The 16670-nt window shown below is 68.1% G+C and carries 17 protein-coding genes and 1 tRNA gene; 1 reads left to right on the forward strand and 17 read right to left on the reverse strand.

Annotated elements, in window-relative coordinates:
- Positions 1–2: 2 nt before the first annotated feature.
- From ASF30_RS02640 to ASF30_RS02655, 4 genes are all read right to left on the reverse strand, one after another.
- Positions 3–1058, reverse strand: coding sequence for a glycosyltransferase family 2 protein (locus tag ASF30_RS02640; RefSeq protein WP_055901101.1), 1056 nt, complete (start codon positions 1056–1058; stop codon positions 3–5).
- A gap of 121 nt (positions 1059–1179) precedes the next feature.
- Entirely contained in the window at positions 1180–2976 is a 1797-nt protein-coding gene (locus ASF30_RS02645; RefSeq protein WP_055901104.1) for a S1C family serine protease, read from the reverse strand.
- A 118-nt stretch (positions 2977–3094) separates the two neighbouring features.
- Positions 3095–3838 carry a hypothetical protein gene (locus ASF30_RS02650; RefSeq protein ID WP_055901107.1) on the reverse strand — a complete coding sequence of 248 codons (744 nt, stop codon included), beginning with the start codon at positions 3836–3838 and terminating at the stop codon, positions 3095–3097.
- Positions 3839–3954: 116 nt separating this feature from the next.
- A complete protein-coding gene (locus ASF30_RS02655; protein ID WP_055901110.1) occupies positions 3955–4548 on the reverse strand; it encodes a hypothetical protein in 594 nt (197 codons plus the stop codon).
- A gap of 110 nt (positions 4549–4658) precedes the next feature.
- Between ASF30_RS02655 and ASF30_RS02660 the strand changes: the two genes are divergently transcribed.
- Positions 4659–5855 (forward strand): pyridoxal phosphate-dependent aminotransferase, encoded by a 1197-nt coding sequence (locus ASF30_RS02660; RefSeq protein ID WP_055901113.1) that lies wholly within the window; start codon positions 4659–4661, stop codon positions 5853–5855.
- Positions 5856–5903: 48 nt separating this feature from the next.
- Here the strand turns inward: ASF30_RS02660 and ASF30_RS02665 are convergent, their stop codons facing one another.
- From ASF30_RS02665 to ASF30_RS02720, 13 genes are all read right to left on the reverse strand, one after another.
- On the reverse strand, positions 5904–6740 hold the full coding sequence (locus ASF30_RS02665; protein WP_055901114.1) for a carbon-nitrogen hydrolase family protein: 837 nt from the start codon (positions 6738–6740) through the stop codon (positions 5904–5906).
- Positions 6741–6743: 3 nt separating this feature from the next.
- On the reverse strand, positions 6744–7031 hold the full coding sequence (locus ASF30_RS02670) for a GNAT family N-acetyltransferase (protein WP_055901117.1): 288 nt from the start codon (positions 7029–7031) through the stop codon (positions 6744–6746).
- Positions 7028–8815 (reverse strand): sensor histidine kinase, encoded by a 1788-nt coding sequence (locus ASF30_RS02675; protein WP_082467391.1) that lies wholly within the window; start codon positions 8813–8815, stop codon positions 7028–7030. The genes ASF30_RS02670 and ASF30_RS02675 overlap by 4 nt, the downstream gene beginning before the upstream one ends.
- On the reverse strand, positions 8812–9213 hold the full coding sequence (locus ASF30_RS02680; RefSeq protein WP_055901121.1) for a response regulator transcription factor: 402 nt from the start codon (positions 9211–9213) through the stop codon (positions 8812–8814). The genes ASF30_RS02675 and ASF30_RS02680 overlap by 4 nt, the downstream gene beginning before the upstream one ends.
- Complete coding sequence (locus ASF30_RS02685) at positions 9203–9577, reverse strand: response regulator transcription factor (protein ID WP_055901124.1); 375 nt, start codon at positions 9575–9577, stop codon at positions 9203–9205. Before ASF30_RS02685 ends, ASF30_RS02680 begins: the two co-directional genes overlap by 11 nt.
- Positions 9574–9714 (reverse strand): hypothetical protein, encoded by a 141-nt coding sequence (locus ASF30_RS23075; protein WP_183060254.1) that lies wholly within the window; start codon positions 9712–9714, stop codon positions 9574–9576. Before ASF30_RS23075 ends, ASF30_RS02685 begins: the two co-directional genes overlap by 4 nt.
- Complete coding sequence (locus tag ASF30_RS02690) at positions 9711–11210, reverse strand: glycosyltransferase (protein ID WP_055901127.1); 1500 nt, start codon at positions 11208–11210, stop codon at positions 9711–9713. The genes ASF30_RS23075 and ASF30_RS02690 overlap by 4 nt, the downstream gene beginning before the upstream one ends.
- On the reverse strand, positions 11207–11956 hold the full coding sequence (locus ASF30_RS02695) for a PHP domain-containing protein (RefSeq protein ID WP_055901130.1): 750 nt from the start codon (positions 11954–11956) through the stop codon (positions 11207–11209). Before ASF30_RS02695 ends, ASF30_RS02690 begins: the two co-directional genes overlap by 4 nt.
- On the reverse strand, positions 11953–12912 hold the full coding sequence (locus ASF30_RS02700; RefSeq protein WP_055902417.1) for an ATP-grasp domain-containing protein: 960 nt from the start codon (positions 12910–12912) through the stop codon (positions 11953–11955). The genes ASF30_RS02695 and ASF30_RS02700 overlap by 4 nt, the downstream gene beginning before the upstream one ends.
- Before the next feature lie 2 nt (positions 12913–12914).
- Positions 12915–13991 carry a response regulator gene (locus ASF30_RS02705; protein ID WP_055901133.1) on the reverse strand — a complete coding sequence of 359 codons (1077 nt, stop codon included), beginning with the start codon at positions 13989–13991 and terminating at the stop codon, positions 12915–12917.
- Positions 13992–14128: 137 nt separating this feature from the next.
- Positions 14129–14941, reverse strand: a complete 813-nt coding sequence (locus ASF30_RS02710) for a sulfite exporter TauE/SafE family protein (RefSeq protein ID WP_157496906.1) — start codon at positions 14939–14941, stop codon at positions 14129–14131.
- A gap of 160 nt (positions 14942–15101) precedes the next feature.
- Positions 15102–16286 carry a peptidoglycan-binding domain-containing protein gene (locus ASF30_RS02715; protein WP_055901136.1) on the reverse strand — a complete coding sequence of 395 codons (1185 nt, stop codon included), beginning with the start codon at positions 16284–16286 and terminating at the stop codon, positions 15102–15104.
- 200 nt (positions 16287–16486) lie between these two features.
- Positions 16487–16560: transfer RNA gene (locus ASF30_RS02720), tRNA-Met, on the reverse strand.
- Positions 16561–16670: the final 110 nt, after the last annotated feature.

Consider the following 16670-nt stretch of genomic DNA (forward strand, 5'->3'; position numbering starts at 1 on the left):
GCTCATCTCCCCGTGTGCGCCGCGATGTTGCTGGTCAGTGAGAGATAGCCCGGCAGGAAGCCGAGACCCCAGCAGAAGTGGATGCAGGGCAAGACTAGGAGAAACCACAGGGACACGCGAATTCCGGCCCCCCTGGTTGACAGGACAGTCGCGACGATCACGAACAGGGCGTAGACGGCAGGCACGGCGAAGCCGAGCAGCAGCCACGGGGTGGCGCCGACGAGCGCCTGCACGATGCCGGCGAGTCCGAGGAGCACGCCGAGTACCACACCGACCACCATGGCCGGCGGGATGAAGTAGCGCAGGCCGTTGTTGGCCGGGAATCGGCGTGCGAGCTCGCCGCGCCAGAGGCCGGTCGAGAACATCTGCCGGGCCAGACGCGAGACACTCGGCCGCGGCCTGTAGACCACCTTGAGACGCGGCGTGAACCACACGGTCTCCCCCGCCGCTCGGAGGCGTCGGTTGAGCTCCCAGTCCTGGCCGCGCTTGATGCCCTCATCGAAGAGTCCGACGGCCTCGATGGCCTCGCGGCGGAAGCATCCGAGGTACACGGTCTCGGCCGGACCGGCGACGCCGCCGACGTGGAAAGACGAACCGCCCAACCCCACGCGGGTGGTGTACGCGATGGCGACCGCCTTCTGGAACGGACTGTGACCGCGAGCGTCCATGATGCCGCCGACGTTGGCAGCCCCGGTCTCGAGGATGGTCTCGACGGCGACGCGGGCGTAGTCGGTGGGGAGACTCGAGTGCGCGTCGACCCTGATGATGATCGGATGCGTCGAGGCACGAATGGCGGCGTTGAGCCCCGCCGGCGTCGAGCCGATCGGGTTGTCGATGACCCTGATGCGCGGGTCTTCTGCGGCCATGTCGGCCAGAAGTTCAGACGTGCCGTCGATGCTGGGGCCGAGCGCGATCGCCACCTCGAAGGGGCCGGCGTAGTCCTGCTCCAGCAGGCTCTTCACGGCGGCGCGCACGTGCGTCACCTCGTTGAGCACGGGCATGACATAGGAGACGCCAGGCAGCAGCTCTGCTGGGCCGCTGGGGGCGTTCTCGGTCATTGCATCCACTCGTCAGACGGTCGATTGAGCCTACCGCACGGGATTCACGCCGACGGGAGCCGCACATGCAGGAAGCCGCCGCACAGAGGGGCTCTGTGCGGCGGCTTCCGGATGTTGCGGATCAGCCGGCGGTGTACTCGCCGACGGTCACGGTGGCCGTCACGGTCTTGCCGTCGCGGTCGTAGGTCAGGTCGGCCTTGTCGCCTCCGGCCAGGTAGCGCACCTGGGCGGTGAGGTCGGTCGCGTTGGAGATCGGCACACCGTTGAAGCTGGTGACGATGTCCCCGGCCTCGAGGCCCGCATCGGCGGCGGCTCCGCCGGAGACGACCTCCTTGATCAGGGCGCCGACGACGCCGGCGTCGGCACTCGTGGCGTCCTGGACGCTGGCGCCCAGCAGGCCGTGCGATGCTTCGCCGTCCTTGATGATCTCGTTCGCGACGCGCTCGGCGAGGTTCGCCGGGATGGCGAAGCCGACGCCGATGCTGCCGGACTGGCTGCCCTCGCTGGTGGCACCGGCGCTGGCGATCGCCACGTTGACGCCGATGAGCTCGCCCTTCGAGTTGAGCAGGGCGCCACCCGAGTTGCCCGGGTTGATGGCGGCGTCGGTCTGGATGACGGGGAGCGAGATCGTCGAGGTCGCCTGGGTCTGGGTCTGCTGCTGTCCGCTGCCGTCATCGGGCAGGTTCCAGAAGTTGAACGGGCTGTCGCCGCCCTGACCGTTCTGGTCGTTGGGGTCCTGCTGGTCCTGCGACGAGTCGTCCGGAGCCGCCGAGGACGCCACCTGAATGGAACGGTTGAGCGCGCTCACGATGCCGTTTGTGACCGTGCCGGCCAGGCCCAGCGGTGCGCCGATGGCGATCGCAGAATCGCCGACGTTGAGCTTGCTGGAGTCGGCGAACTCGAGCGGCGTGAGGCCGGAGGCATCCGTCAGCTTGATGACAGCCAGGTCGGAGACGGGGTCGGTTCCGACGAGCTTCGCCGCGTAGAGCGTGCCATCGGACATCTGCACCTGGATCTGCGTGTCGCTGGCGCTGCCGTCGAGGGTGACGACGTGGGTGTTGGTCAGAACGTAGCCGTCCTTGGACAGCACGATGCCGGATCCGGTTCCGGCGCCGCTGTCGGACTGCACCGAGATGGTCACGACGCTCGGCGAGGCCTTGGCCGCGACGGCGGTGATCTCGTTGACGGAGTCGGTGTTGTTCACGACGACGTTCTGCGGTTCGGCCGAGGTCGACGACTGGGTGGAGTCGTCGTTGTTCGACAGCACTGCGGCGACGCCGATACCGGACACGCCGCCGATGAGGGCGCCGGCGATGAGGGCTGCGACGATCGGAAGGGTCGCGCGACGCTTGGTCGTTGATCCGCCTGCGCCACCGTTGCCGTTGCCGCCGGCAGCTCCGGCTCCAGCGGGAGCGGGGATGCCGATGTAGGGCTGGGTGGGCTGCGTCTGCTGCGCGTAGGGCTGGGGTGCCGTTCCGGGCGCGTAGACGGTGGCGGCGGGTCCGGCAGGAGCGACAGGCTGGCCGAAGGCGTCGGTCGTCTGCGGGTGGGCACCGGGGTGGGCGGGCGCAGCGGCAGGAGCGACGGCTGCTGCGGGGGCAGCGGGCGCGGGGGTGACCGGCGCCGGGGTGGCCGGGGCGGGGGTCGCTGCGACGGGCGCCGGCTGCACAGCGGGCGTGACCGGCGCTGCCGCAGCAGGCGGCGTCACGACGGGCGCTGCCGGAGTCGCGGGCTCGGGGGCCACGGGTGCCGCCGGAGTGTTGTCTGCGGGAGCAGGGGCTGCGACCTGCGCTGCCGCGGGCTCGATGACCTCGGTGGGTCCGGTGGGCGTCGTTGCCTCAGGGGAGGTCTGCTCGGGGGCGTTGTTCGAAGCCTCGGGCTCCGTGGCGCCGTCCGGGGTGGTGTTGCTCTCGGTCATGGTTGCTCCTTCCAAGCGTTGCCAGCATGTCGTCCGTAGCTGTGCATTGGATTCATGGAGGCTGAGAGCAGTCTTGCGCGCACATAAGAGTTCCCTATGACGCGAGACGTGCGTGCTGTCAGCAGCCCGGACCCGACGGATTCCGTACGCAGTTCCGAGCGACGAGCACGGTCTCCGCGTCTGCAGCGGTGACGATGATCTCGTTCGCCGACACTGCCAGCGTACCGGCGATCTCCCGCCAGGGCTGTGAACCGAAGCTGAACTCGGCTGCGTAGTCGACGGATGCGCTCACGCTGATCCGACCGATGCTGGTGAAGGTGAGGCTGGTGGGTGTCGGCGCGAACTCGGGCACTCCGAGGGCCGCCCAGCTCGCGCCGCCGACCGAGCTGGAGGCCGAAGCGCCGTCGCTCGAGCTCCAGTGGTAGCCGACGGGCGTGAACCTCACCCGGACGTCGAATCCGAGCAGGGTCCCTGCCACGGTCTCGGTTTCCGCCGTGATGAAGAAGTTGGCCGGCAGACCTGCGACAGCCCAGCCATCCGGCTCCATGCCCTGCACCGGAGAGGCCGGTCGGAACGATGCGATGTCGTCGAGGGAGAGCGTTGTGGGAGGCGTCGGCTCCGCCGGGTCGCAGTCGACGACGGCCCCGCACGTCACGGATCCGCCATCGCCGTCGCCCCCGGTGATCGTGCGCAGGCTCACATCGGTGCCGTCATCGCCGACGACGGGGTGGATGATCAGGTCGGGTGGCGGGCCGGAGTCGTCGTCGTCGTCCGATCCAGATTGATCGCCGTCATCGCTGGATGCGTCTGTTCCTCCATCGCTATGACCAGTCAGATCCACAGAGTCGCCGTCGTTGGTCACACAGGTTCGAGTCCACTTGTCGGCTACTGCGCAAGTCCCTGCTGCACGTGCCGGCACGGTCACGAGAGTAAGTGCCGTAGCCACGCCCACCGAGAGAAATATCAGGGTCAACCGTGCTATTCGCAAAAGTTGCCACCAGTCCAGAAGCTCTTTCGACTCACCAATAGTGGCTCGCCCGTAGCGCCTTCTAGTACAACTTCCCACGGTGTGACGGACGTTCCATCTGGATTAACGACGGACGCACCGGTCTGATCCAGTACATCAACGGAACCTACGTCGTCGCATACATACAGCGATATCGAAACGGCGCTATCGCTGATCTCTATGGCTTCAATCGAGTGAGTCTTGAAGAGAGATTTTCCATCGCCCCGCCAACCCTTGTCCTCGAACCCTTCAGCATCTTCTACCGCTGTGCTCAATGCCTCACCTGTCGCTACACGGGAAAACCGGCCCGCATCCTTGCCACCATCACCGAGAACCTCGCTCTCGACAGCCAGGTACGCGGCATACGCCTTCTCCGCCGCCGCGAGCGCTTCGTCGTCGGAGGCGAACACCGGGGCAGCATCCGGGGTGCCGCTGGCCGACGGCTGTGGCTTCGGCGTCTCTGCACAGCCGGCGAGTGCGGCGGCGGACAGCAGCGTTGCGAGCAGCACCGCACTCACGAGCGTGGAGCGGTGCGATGCGACGCGCATCCAGTCACAGTAGGCCATGCTCGAGTCCTCTCGTGGGAGAAATCCACAGGAGCCGCGCGCCCATCGCCTACCGTTGGTGGGGAGGAGCATCCGTGTCCCGGATGCCTCGTGGCAACGACGGGAGATCGATGACGACCGACGCACCCTGGCAGCGGGCGGCACGCGGGGCCGGGCTCCTGGCGCCCGACGGGAGCATCGCGGCGACGATCTTCGCTGAGATGAGCGCTCTCGCCACCCGCACCGGAGCCATCAACCTCGGGCAGGGCTTTCCCGACGAGGACGGCCCCGCAGAGGTCCTGGATGCCGCCCGTGCCGCCATCTCGGCGGGCGTGAACCAGTACCCGCCCGGCCGTGGAATGCCGGTCCTGCGCGAGGCTGTAGCCGCACACCAGAAGCGCTTCTACGGTCTCGACGTCGACCCTGAGACGGAGGTACTGGTGACGGCGGGCGCTACCGAGGCCCTCGCCGCCACGATCCTCGCGCTGGTCGACGTCGGCGACGAGGTGGTGACCTTCGAGCCGTTCTACGACTCCTACGGGGCGATGATCTCCCTGGCTCGCGGCGTCCACCGCACCGTGCAGCTCCGCGCCCCCGACTTCCAGCCCGACCTCGACGAACTGCGCGCCGCCGTCAGCGACCGAACCCGGCTCATCCTCATCAACACTCCGCACAATCCGACAGGGTCGGTGTTCGGACCCGAGGTGCTGCAGCTCATCGTCGAACTCGCCCACCGGCACGACGCCATCATCGTCACCGACGAGGTCTACGAGCATCTCGTGTTCGAGCAGCGTCATGTTCCGATCGCGACGCTGCCCGGCGCTCGCGAGCGCACCATCACCATCTCCTCCGGCGGCAAGACCTTCAGCACGACGGGATGGAAGATCGGCTGGATCACAGCACCGGCGGAGCTCGTGACCGCCGTGCTCGCTGTCAAGCAGTTCCTCACCTACGTCAACGGTGCCCCGTTCCAGCCGGCCATCGCCGTGGGACTCGGACTGCCCGACGCCTTCTTCGACACGGCTGCGCGCACGTTGCGGGCCAAGCGCGACCTGCTGTCGTCAGGCCTGACGGATGCCGGCTTCAGCGTCTCCCTCCCCCAGGCCGGCTACTTCGTGGTGGCGGATGCCGCTCCCCTGGGTCACCCCGATGCCGTGGCCCTCTGCCGCGCCCTGCCCGAGCTCGCCGGCGTGGTCGGCGTGCCCATCACGGCGTTCGTGCACGAGCAGCGGCGAGCCGAGTACGCGTCACTCGTGCGATTCGCATACTGCAAGCAGACCGCGGTGATCGAGCGTGCCGTCGACCAGCTGGCGCGCCTGCGGACCTAGACGCGCGACGCCGAGGCGACGAGACGCCGAGCCTAGGGCCGCCGAGGCTCAGCGCGGCACCACCGAATAGCGCCGCAGCGCCAGAGCCGGGTTGGTGCGGCGCACCGCCGCGATGCGCTCGGCCGTGATGAACGCCAGCGCGACATCCGTCGTCTCGCCGATCGTCGCGAGCTCAACGCCCATGGGATCGATCACGAAACTGGTGCCGACGCCCACGGGAGGCGCGTGGTCGGCCGCGGCGAGGTAGACCGTGTTCTCGATGGCCCGGGCCGTCGCGAGGGTACGCCAGTGGTGCTCCTTGAGCGGGCCGCGCACCCATTCGGCGGGAACCAGCACCAGGTCGGCGCCGGCATCGACGAGCCGACGGGTCACCTCTGGAAAGCGGATGTCGTAGCAGGTCTGCATGCCCACCCTGATGCCTCCGACGACGAACGTCTGGGGCTCGTCGATGGCGCCGGGGACGACGCGGTCGGATTCGGTCTGACCGAAGGCGTCGTAGAGGTGCTGCTTGCGGTACACCGCCACGAGTTCGCCCCGCGGGTTCAGGGCGACGAGAGCGTTCGAGAAGCGGGCGGCATCCGTCGTCTGCTCGAGCACCCCGGCGACGATATGCACCCCGAGCTCGCTCGCCAGGGCGGCGATCGCGCGCACGAATTCACCGTCGAGCGGTTCGGCGGCGTCGACCATGTCCTGATCGATGTCGGGGCGGAAGAACGCCGAATACTCGGGGAAGACGACGAGAGACGCACCACGCGACACCGCCAGGCGCGCGAGCCGTGTCATCTCGGCGAGGTTGGCGCCTGCGTCATCCGTCGGCGCGAACTGGGCGACGGCGACACCGATCGCCGCTGCCTCACCGCCTGCCCGGTCGTCGAAGGGCGGCATCCGTCAGCCTCGATCGATGATGTCGTCGAAGTCGTGGTGGGTCTCGAGGTACTCCACCAGGAAGGGGCACTTGGGCACGATCCGTTCCCCTCGAGCGCGCGCATCGGCGAGCAGCCATTCGGTGAGGCGCGTGGCCACCCCCTGACCCTTGTAGTCGCGCAGGGTCTGCGTGTGGGTCACGATGATCTGGCCGGGCACCGACCTAAATTCTGCGTATCCCGCGATCTCGCCGTCGATCGACAGCTCGTAGCGGCTGCCCTCGTCGTTGCGCCTGATGTCGATATCGCTCATGCCGTCGTCTCCTCGTTTGTCGGGTCCCCGATGACCTCGATTGTGCGGCTGGCCACCAGGGTGCGGGGAAGTGAGATGGTGAAGGTGGTTCCCTCGTTCTCGACGCTCGCGACGTCCATGCGTCCGTGGTGCGCCGTGACGATGGCCTTCGTGATGCTGAGGCCGAGTCCGACTCCCTGCACGGCCTGCCGCGTCGCCGTCGATGACCGGAAGAACCGCGTGAAGAGGCGGTCGATCTCTGCCGCCGGGATGCCCATCCCCGTGTCCTGCACACTGATCACCGCTTCGAGATCAGTCTCGGCAAGCGACACCGTGACGGACCCGCCGCGTCCGGTGAACTTCAGGGCGTTGGAGATGAGGTTGTCACAGGCCTGTGCGAGGCGCGTCGGGTCTCCATCGACGACGACCTGCCCGGCCGGAAGGTCTGCGATGAGGTTCACGCCGTTTCGTTCCGCCGCGGGGCGTCCCGATTCCACCGCAGCTGCAACGATCTCGCCCAGCTCGACGATCTGCCGCTCGAGGGGGAACTTGCCGGCCTCGACCTGAGCCGTGAACAGCAGGTCGCCGACGAGTGAGAGCAGCCGGTTGGCGTTGCGCTCGGCGACGGCGAGATAGGTGAGCTGCTCAGGGGTGAGCGGTTCCTCGGCCTCCTCGCGGATGAGCTCGAGGTATCCGAGGATGGAGCTGAGCGGGGTGCGCAACTCGTGCGAGATCATGCCGACGAACTCGTCCTTGAGCCTGTTCACCTCGCGGGCCTTCGTGAGGTCCGTGCCGATGAAGATGAAGCCGGCGACGTTCCCCGAGCCGTCGGTGCGCGGCGAGCCTGAGAGCTGCACTGGGATGTGCGTTCCGTCGGCGTGCACATACGTCCATTCGGCGTTGTCGCCGTAGGAGGCACGCGCAGCCTCGAGGAGTTCGGCGAAGCGATCGTGGTCGTTGACGGGGTCGATCGACGAGTCGAATCCGGCCGCCCGCTCGATCAACTGGGCAGGGTCGATGAAATCCGTGATGTAGCGGATGCCGACGGCCTCGTCCGCCGACAATCCGAGCATCCGCTCGGCACCGGGATTCCACGCCACCACCAGGCCGTGCATGTCGACGGCGACGACGGATTCGGCAACGACGGCGTCCCAGATGCTCCGGTTGAACTGCTCGGACTCCCGCAGCCTGGCCTCGCTCTCCTCCAATTCGACCGCGTGCTCGTCGGCATCGGCGAGCAGGATCGCCCGCTGGTCCGCGAGAGATCGCAGGGAGGCGATCTGCAGCCTCTGGCGATGCGCCAGGTCGTTGAGGATGGCTGCGACGATCAGGTAGATCACCGGCGTGAAGAAGCCGCGCAACGCGAACCCGTTGTTCCACGATGCGTCGCCGAGGAGATACGGCAGCTGGAGGGCGATGCAGGCTGCAGCAGCGGCGATGGCGATATGGCGGCGACCCTCCTCGCTGGCGATCCACACGACGGGCAGGATGATCAGCGCACCGAAGGGTGAATTGATGCCGCCGGTACCGACCCGGAACAGTCCGAATCCCGCCATGGTCACCAGGGGCAGCACGATGGTCCACCCGTGCGGAATGCGAAGCCACGGCAACGCGAAGGCTGCGATGGTGGCCAGCGCGACCAAGGCGACCCCCAACCACCACTCCAGCGGTTGCGACACCACCGCCTCCGGCAGGATTCCGATGGCGATGAGCGCCAGGAGGAGCCCAGCCGCTGACGGCAGCTGCTTGAAGCCGGGCGTCGGAGAGTCGAGGACCAGACGACTGACCCACCCCGGACCGCTCATGACTGCGTCTCCCATTCCTGAGCGAGTTCACGCAGCCGCCCGGCGAAGGAACGAGGGCTGAAGGGCTTCGTCACGTAGTCATCGGCACCGGAGTCGAGGCCGGCGGCCAGGGAGGCGGCATCGACGCTCGCCGACACGAGGACGACCCGTGGCTCGGTGCGCGGAAGACTCGTGCGCACCCGCTGCAATACCTCGAGACCACTCATCTCGGGCATCGAGATGTCGAGGATGGCGAGGTCGATGCCGCCCGCCTCGATCGCCTCGAGGGCCGAACGCCCGTTGCTGACGACCGAGACGACGTCGAGGCCGGCCATGATCGCTGTGATCTCCATGAGGGAACGGATGTCGGGGTCGTCGTCGGCGACGAGTGTACGCAGCGGCGTGGACTCAGCCGACATCGGGGCGCTCCTTCGCGAACCGCTCGACGAGGGCTCGCACCTGCGGGCCGGTGAACGGCTTCGGCAGGACGGCATCCGCCGCGGGATAGTCGTGGGGGTCGAGAACCGAGGAGATGACGATGGCCGACCGCGGCGAGAGTGCGCGCATGCGCGATGCGATCATCCAGCCGTCGAGGCCGGGGAGGAACAGGTCGATCACGATGATGTCGGGGCCGAACTCGAGCACCACTTCGAGAGCGGCCTCACCTGTCGCAGCGAACTCGACCAGGCACCCGGCCTTCGCGAAATGGCGGCCGAGCAGCGCACGTTGGTCGTCGCTGTCCTCGACGATGAGCACGCGGCGCGGGTTGGCGGCATCCGTCACTGGAAGTACACCTGACGCACGACGACGAGGATCACGACGATGACGAGCGCCAACAGCGCCTGCGGGAAGAGGCGGCGCTCGGAGCGACGGTTCTCGTCGATCTCGCGTTGGAGGAAGCGGTCACCCAGCTCGGTCATCCCATCACCCGTCCAGTCTTCTCGGTCTTGTCCCACACCATCGCGGCTCCACGGGCCTCCTTGATGTAGGAATCGAAGGTTATCGCGCACAGGATGGGTCCGTAGCCGATGAGGTAGACGAGCAGAGGACTGAGGATGCGTCCGGCTCTCGTCGTGTCGACCCATTTCGTTCCCCATGCGGCGAGCATGGCCGCCGAGATCCACACATAGGTGAACAGCGTCCACACGACGAGCGCATCGTCGCTGATCGTCACTCCGAACAGCGCCGGGATCCGCACTTCGAGCAGGCCGGGGAAGAAGGCCGTGATCATCACGAGGATCGAGACGAAGCCGGGGAACAGGATCGCCTCCCGCCAACTCGAGCGCCCCGTCGCCGGATCGAGTTGTGCCGCGAGGATCATCGTGTAGACGTAGGTGCAGGCGGCGATGATCCACAACGCGCGGAACACCGTCGAGGCGAGCGGCGAGCCGATCAGGTAGAGCCCGATGAGTCCTGTGGACGACGCGATCATGATCACCGGGAGCAGGAACACGCTGAACCAGAACAGTCCGAAGGAGATATTGCCGAGGTTGTGTTCCCGCTTCGGACGGAACCAGACATTCTTGTAGCGCTTGGTCAGCTGCACGTTGCCGCGGGCCCAGCGCAGGCGCTGCTTCCACAGGGCGCCGATCTGATGCGGTTCCTCGGCGAGCACGACGGCGTATGGCTCGAAGACGACCCGCCTGCCCCCGAGCTGCGTCTTGAAGGTCGTCACGGTGTCTTCGGCGAGGGAACTGGTGTCGATGGCTCCGCCGATGGCCTCGAGGTTCACGCGGGAGTGCAGCTGCGCCCCACCGGCTAGGCAGGCCAGCGCACCGAGAACGTTCTGGGCGCGCCGGCTTCCGATCTGGGACAGCACGTACTCGAAGGCGATGAACCGACTCAGGTAGTTCTTCTCGCGGCTGCCCTCGCGGATGTACGCCGTCACGGCACCGACGCGTTCGTCGGCCAGGTGGCGCGTCATGCGCCGCAGTGAGTCGGGCAGATAGATGACGTCGGCATCCATGATCAGCAGCGCCTGCATCCAGTCCCCCGAGAGCACGTGACGGATGCCGTGGTTCAGCGTGTGCGCCTTGCCCTCACCGCCGACGTCGCGACGCAGGTGCACGACGGATCCCGGGTACTGCAGTTCCTTGGCCTTGACGACGTCGGGCGTGTCATCGGTCGACGCGTCGTCGACCACGTAGATGCGCAGGGCCCCAGCCGGGTACTCGAGTGCCATCAGCCTGTCGATCGATGCGCCGATCACGGCGCCCTCGTTCCACGCCGGCACGATCACGGCGACGTTCGGAAGGTAGGGAGCGGCTTTCCTGTAGTGATTGCGCACGGCGTGGAAGGGGATCAACAGGAACTGGTACGCCATCATGACCACCGGCACCACGCCCACCGCGACGAAGATCACCAGGATCACCACGAGGACGTTCTCGAGGAGGGTCCACCAGTCGTCGGCTGTCACGACGTCGTCCGGTCGTCGGCGGCATCGAGGAGGGCGACCACCCTGTCGTAACGCCCGACGTCCGCGGCGACATGGCTGTCCGTGGCGGCGACGACGACGGCTCCCCCGGCTCGCGCTGCACGGATCACCCGCGCACCCGGACAGGCCCACTTCTCGTTGACCTCGATGCTGGTGCCCGTCGTGGCGGCGGCATCCGCCCATTCCGCGAGCAGGTCGTCGGAGATCTGGTCTTCGTCGAGGCCGATCTTGGGCAGGATCGAGAACGGATGCGCCAGCTGGCCGCCGGGCGCGCGTCGCATCGCGCCGATCGTGGCGTGCACGAGGGTGGCCAGGGCATCCGTCGCCGAGAGGCCTGCAGCCAGCTCCGCCCGGGTGCGATCGGGGGTCCACGGGCCGTCGACGCCCGGGAACTGGTGATCGGCGATGACGATGCCGTCGACGCCGCCAGCACCGATGACGAGATCCGACGGGATGTCGAGAGCTCCGGACGCATCGAGGATCTTGGCCTCGACGCCGGTGTGCAACGTCAGCGAGTCGGGCACTGCCGCGCGTTCGAGGGCGATGGCGGCGAGGAACTCGGGCACCCACGTCGTGCTCACGCGCACGTGGTCGATGAGTCGCAGGTGACGGATGCCGCGCTCGGCCGCGACGCGGATGTTCTCCGACATCGTGCTGGTCGCATCGTCGGAGAACTGCGAGTGGACATGCCAGTCGCCGTTCAGCTCAGGATGCGAGGGCGCGCTCATGACGACGCGATGATCTCGTCGACCGGCAGGAAGATGTCCTCGAGGAAGCGGGTGACGGCGATCTCCCGGAACGGCACCGCGTGCGGCAGCTCGCGCCCGAGGGCGAGGTCTACGGCGAGCGACGGCATGTCGACGCCGGCCGCCACGGTCAATGGCATCGAGCCCGAGAATCGCGGATTGATCTCGAGCAGCGCCGGCGTACCGTCGGTCGCGTAGCGCAGCTGCACGTTCGCGACGCCGACGAGTCCGGCTGCGCTCGCGCAGGCCGCCGCCGTGTCCTCGAGCTCGGCGCGGTGAACGGTGCGGCCCGCGACGGCGACGCCGGAGTCGACCCGGGCGCGCAGGCGGGGAACGGCCGAGATGACGTGGCCGTCGGCGCCGAGGATGACGTCGACCGAGAACTCGTCGCCCGGGAGGTTCTCCTGGATGATCTGGCTGGTGTCGCCGGCGGCCGCCTCGAGCTCCGCTCGGGTGTGCACCAGGTGGACACCGCGAGAGCCTGCGCCGCTGCGCGGCTTGACGATGACGGGGAAGACCCAGTCGTACTCCGCACCCTCCTGGGTGAGCAGCTCGGTGTGCGGTATGCGTGCCTTGCCTTCGACGGCCTGCATGAGCAGCCACTTGTCGAGCGTGGTGTGCAGTGCCTCGGCCGAGGGCGCGGCGAGCTCGGCACCGAGCTCGCCGCGGCGGTCGGCGAGGCCGGGGAGTTCGGCATCCACCGTCGAGACGATCACGTCGATGCCGTCGGCGGCGACGAGAGCGATGATCGCGTCGACGAACTCCGGAGCGAGGCCGGCCGGGATGATCCGACGGCGCTCGGCAGGCACGAGGTAGAGGGCGCTCGCCCAGCCGTCCATGTCGGCGGCGAAGACCTCCAGGTCATCGCGCTTCAGCAGCGAACGGATGACCGCGACTCCCGCCGGTCCCCCAGCGCCCGTGACGAGCACTCGTGAGATGGTCACATTTCCTCCCCTGCTCTCGGGCTCGACGAGATGACGCCGGCCGAGCTGTCGATGGATGACGGAGCGCCGATGGAGGCGCTGTCACGGATGATCTCGAGCGGCTCGCTGTAGCGCCCGGTGCCGAACCGCGACCAGTACCGAGCTGTCGCCAGCACGAAGTCGGGTTCGAGGTAGTCGCGGATGCCGCTCTGCGACGCGAACGCCCGGAGCAGAGCCAGCTTGGTGTCGGTGTGGCCGTCGATCGTGACGAAGCGGCTCGGCTGGAACTCGATCGTGGACGAGGGGCTCTGGAAGCAGGCGACGGTCGGAACCCGCCGCGTCGCGATGAGCGTGGCCTCGTGCACCGAACGGTGGTCCTGGTGCCGCTCGTGCTTCGTGTGGGTGTAGACGATGCCGGGCGAGACCTCGGCGACGACGCGCTCGATGATGCCGACGGTGGGGTCGGCATTCGGGATGCGCGTGTCTTCGAGGTCCTCCATGAACAGGCGCGCCCCGAGGATCTCGGCCGAGGCCAGCGACTCGTGCTGTCTGTCGTCAGCGGCTCCCCCACGGGCGCCTCGCGAGAGCGTGAGGATGACGATGGGGTCGCCGGCAGCGGCGTGGGCGGCGAGGACCCCGCCGACGCCGATCTCGACGTCGTCGGGGTGGGCGCCGATCGCGAGCACGGTGCGGGTGCGGCGGGCGGCTGCAGCCGCGCGGGACTTCGCGCCCAGACGGTTGACGGTGTCGACGAGCACGGAGCTCGGCACCGGCTTGGTGAGGAACTCGTCGGCTCGATCGCGCAGCGCACGGACCGCGTAGTCGACGGAGGCGTGCGCCGTCATGACGATCACGGGGAGCGACGGGTCGACGAGGCGGGACTGCTCCAGGACGTCGAGTCCGCTGGCGCCGGGAAGTTCGACATCCGTCACCAGGACATCGGGGCGGAACTCCCGCACCACGTCAATAGCGCCGATGGCCGAGTACAGCACGCGCACCTCGCAACCGGCGCGCTTCTCGAGGACCGTGCGCGTGAACAGCGCGACGTCCTCGTCATCTTCGATCACGAGGACGCGGTAGGGCGCGTCGGTCATGTGGGTCTCCGTTCGACATGTCCCACTCTATTGAGGGTGAGGAGCACTCATCGCCGACCGGCCGGACTCAGACGAACTCGAACGAACTCGGTGTCGACCACGCGGTGTCGCTCGGCGGCAGGTCGACCGGAGCGCGGCTAATCCTGTGCCGGGTCGCCGGGCTCCCCGCGATCCCGCCGCGCCCTCACCGCCAGTTGGATCGCCGAGGCGACCAGAAGCGCGGCGAAGAGCACGGATGACGCCTGCGGTGGCATGACGAGGGCCAGCGCCACCCCGGCGAAGGATGCGATGGCGGCCGCCGCCCCCACGATCAGGCCGGCTCGCATGTCGACCACATGCCCGCGCAGATTTCCCACCGTGCCGCTCACGGCGGTCGGAATCATGACCAGGAGCGACGTGCCCTTCGCGACGAGGTCCCCGACACCGAACAGCGCGATGAGGGCGGGGACCGCGATCACGCCGCCGCCGATGCCGAAGAGCCCGGAGGCGACGCCGATGAACAGTCCGACGCCGATGAGGAGGAGCGCGGCGACCCACGAGTTCTCAACGGTGTCGGCACCGCCGCGCGTAGGCACGATCAGCAGCATCCGCACAGCGACGACGAGGAGCAGCGCGATGAACAGCCACCTCAATACCCCGATCGGAGTTCGGCGCATCACCTGGGAGCCGAAAGCCGAACCGATCACGCCGCCGATGATGAGGAAGATGGCCGCGAAGGCGTCGACGCTGCCATGGGCGACGTAGGTCAGCGACCCCACGATCGCCGCGGGAATGATCGCAACAAGCGAGGTCGCCGAGGCGCGCCGTTGGTCCATGCCGACGAAGGTGACGAGCAGCGGAACCATCAGGATTCCGCCACCTCCGCCGAAGGAACCCGACAGCAGTCCGCCGACCGCTCCGGTGAGCACGAGCCTCAGGAACGAGGCCCGCGCCGGCGCGCCGTGGATCACCGCCGCCCGGTGTCGGATGCGGCGTGGCCGGCAGGCCGCGCACCGTCGGCCGACAGGGGTTCGAATGTCATGGTCCCATCCTGTCCGACGGTCGCGCCTGCTGGGCCCGAATCGGCCGTGGTGGATGAACGGATGGCGGACGATTCGCAGGCGATGCGGCTCAGGTCGATGCTGTCGGCGACGGGGTCGGATCGGGTTCCGCTGACGGTGCCGGCGTCGGCGTCGGCGTCGGCGTCGGCGCAGGGGCCGGCGGAGGCGGCGGGGTGGTGAGATCGGCGATGGCCTTCTCGAAAGCGGTGATCGTCGCGGCGTCGATCGTTCCCGTCGGTTCGACGCCCAGCTTCGTCTGGAACGCCTTCACCGCCTCAGTCAGCGCGGGAGTCCAGATGCCGTCCACCGGTCCGTCCCAGAAGCCGACGAGCCGCAGGGTCTGCTGCACGGCCGCCGTCACGGCCACGGTTTCCTGTGTCGCAACGCCGTGGACCGCCTCGAGCTCCGCCTGCAGCGCATCGGCCGTCGCCTTGTCGACTGTGCCGGTCGCCGGCAGCCCGTGCGCGGTCTGCAGACTCTCGACCGCCGCGACGGTGTCCGGTCCGTACACGCCGTCGACCGCACCGGAGTAGTAGCCGGTATCGGCGAGACTCTGCTGGAGCGCCGCCGTGTACGAGCCCACGGCATCCGCAGCTTGTTGCTTCTGCTCGTCGGAGAGGCAGCCGGCGTCGGCGAACAGACGCAGCCACGCCATCTCGAGCGCAACGGCTGCGCTGTTGAACTGCTCGGAGGCGAAGGCCAACGGAGTGTCCTCGGTCACCGAGCTCTGTGCCGCATCGAAGTCGGACTCGGCCTTCTCGACCGCCTCGACCGTCGCCGTGGGCACGAGAGGAGCACTCGGCGGCACTGTGGCCACGGGGCTCGGCGTGCCCGTCGGGCCTGCCTTGGCCTGCTCCAGGGCGATCTGGGCGTCGGTGAGCTCCTGCTGCGCGACACCGAGGGCCTCGTGGGCGTCGAGCGCCACATCGGCACCGTCGAAGGCTCTGTCCTTCGGCTTGGCGAGATCGGCTCCAGCCACAGTGACGTCTCCGACCGTCGGCTCCGTCGCGTTGAGCACGTCGCCGTACCGGTCGAGCGCCTCGATGTACTCCTCGCTCGCGGCGCAGAAGTCGCTCGAAGCGTCCTTCAGGGTCGCCTCGGCCTCGGTCACGGTCTTCTCCGCCGCCGTCACCTTCGCCTGGGCCACATCCACCCGGCTCAGGTCGCCTGAGCAGCCGGCGAGAGTGGCCACGACGAGAGCCACGCCCGCGGCCGTGGCGACCACCCTCGGCACGATCGGGGATTCGATCTTCATGTGGCCTCCACACCGTGTTCGACGCCTTCACTGTAGAGAGTCGGTTCGCCGAGCAGATCACCTCATCCGAATGATTGCCGGATGCCGTTCGAGCGGATGCCGCAGCGTCTCCCGCAGCCTCGTGCCCGTTCGCGCGATGGGAACAGAAGAGGCCGGAAGCGAATCTCTTCGCTTCCGGCCTCTTCGTATCTACTGTTCTGTTGCGGGGACAGGATTTGAACCTGCGACCTCTGGGTTATGAGCCCAGCGAGCTACCGAACTGCTCCACCCCGCGGCACCGACCGCCGTGACGGCGGTCAACCTTCGCACTGCTCCAGCCACGTTCGATTACTCGATCGGGCCGGCCGTGCCGGTGTCATCAGTCTATGGCATGGCTCGAGGGCC

The organism is Leifsonia sp. Leaf264 (assembly GCF_001422325.1).
In the GTDB taxonomy this organism is placed as follows: domain Bacteria; phylum Actinomycetota; class Actinomycetes; order Actinomycetales; family Microbacteriaceae; genus Orlajensenia.

Excerpts from the sequence above, each read along its gene's own strand:
- ASF30_RS02640 (WP_055901101.1), bottom strand. The coding sequence starts at position 1,058 with ATGACCGAGAACGCCCCCAGCGGCCCAGCAGAGCTGCTGCCTGGCGTC.
- ASF30_RS02645 (WP_055901104.1), bottom strand. The coding sequence starts at position 2,976 with ATGACCGAGAGCAACACCACCCCGGACGGCGCCACGGAGCCCGAGGCT.
- ASF30_RS02655 (WP_055901110.1), bottom strand. The coding sequence starts at position 4,548 with ATGGCCTACTGTGACTGGATGCGCGTCGCATCGCACCGCTCCACGCTC.
- ASF30_RS02660 (WP_055901113.1), top strand. The coding sequence starts at position 4,659 with ATGACGACCGACGCACCCTGGCAGCGGGCGGCACGCGGGGCCGGGCTC.
- ASF30_RS02665 (WP_055901114.1), bottom strand. The coding sequence starts at position 6,740 with ATGCCGCCCTTCGACGACCGGGCAGGCGGTGAGGCAGCGGCGATCGGT.
- ASF30_RS02670 (WP_055901117.1), bottom strand. The coding sequence starts at position 7,031 with ATGAGCGATATCGACATCAGGCGCAACGACGAGGGCAGCCGCTACGAG.
- ASF30_RS02675 (WP_082467391.1), bottom strand. The coding sequence starts at position 8,815 with ATGAGCGGTCCGGGGTGGGTCAGTCGTCTGGTCCTCGACTCTCCGACG.
- ASF30_RS02680 (WP_055901121.1), bottom strand. The coding sequence starts at position 9,213 with ATGTCGGCTGAGTCCACGCCGCTGCGTACACTCGTCGCCGACGACGAC.
- ASF30_RS23075 (WP_183060254.1), bottom strand. The coding sequence starts at position 9,714 with ATGACCGAGCTGGGTGACCGCTTCCTCCAACGCGAGATCGACGAGAAC.
- ASF30_RS02695 (WP_055901130.1), bottom strand. The coding sequence starts at position 11,956 with ATGAGCGCGCCCTCGCATCCTGAGCTGAACGGCGACTGGCATGTCCAC.
- ASF30_RS02705 (WP_055901133.1), bottom strand. The coding sequence starts at position 13,991 with ATGACCGACGCGCCCTACCGCGTCCTCGTGATCGAAGATGACGAGGAC.
- ASF30_RS02715 (WP_055901136.1), bottom strand. The coding sequence starts at position 16,286 with ATGAAGATCGAATCCCCGATCGTGCCGAGGGTGGTCGCCACGGCCGCG.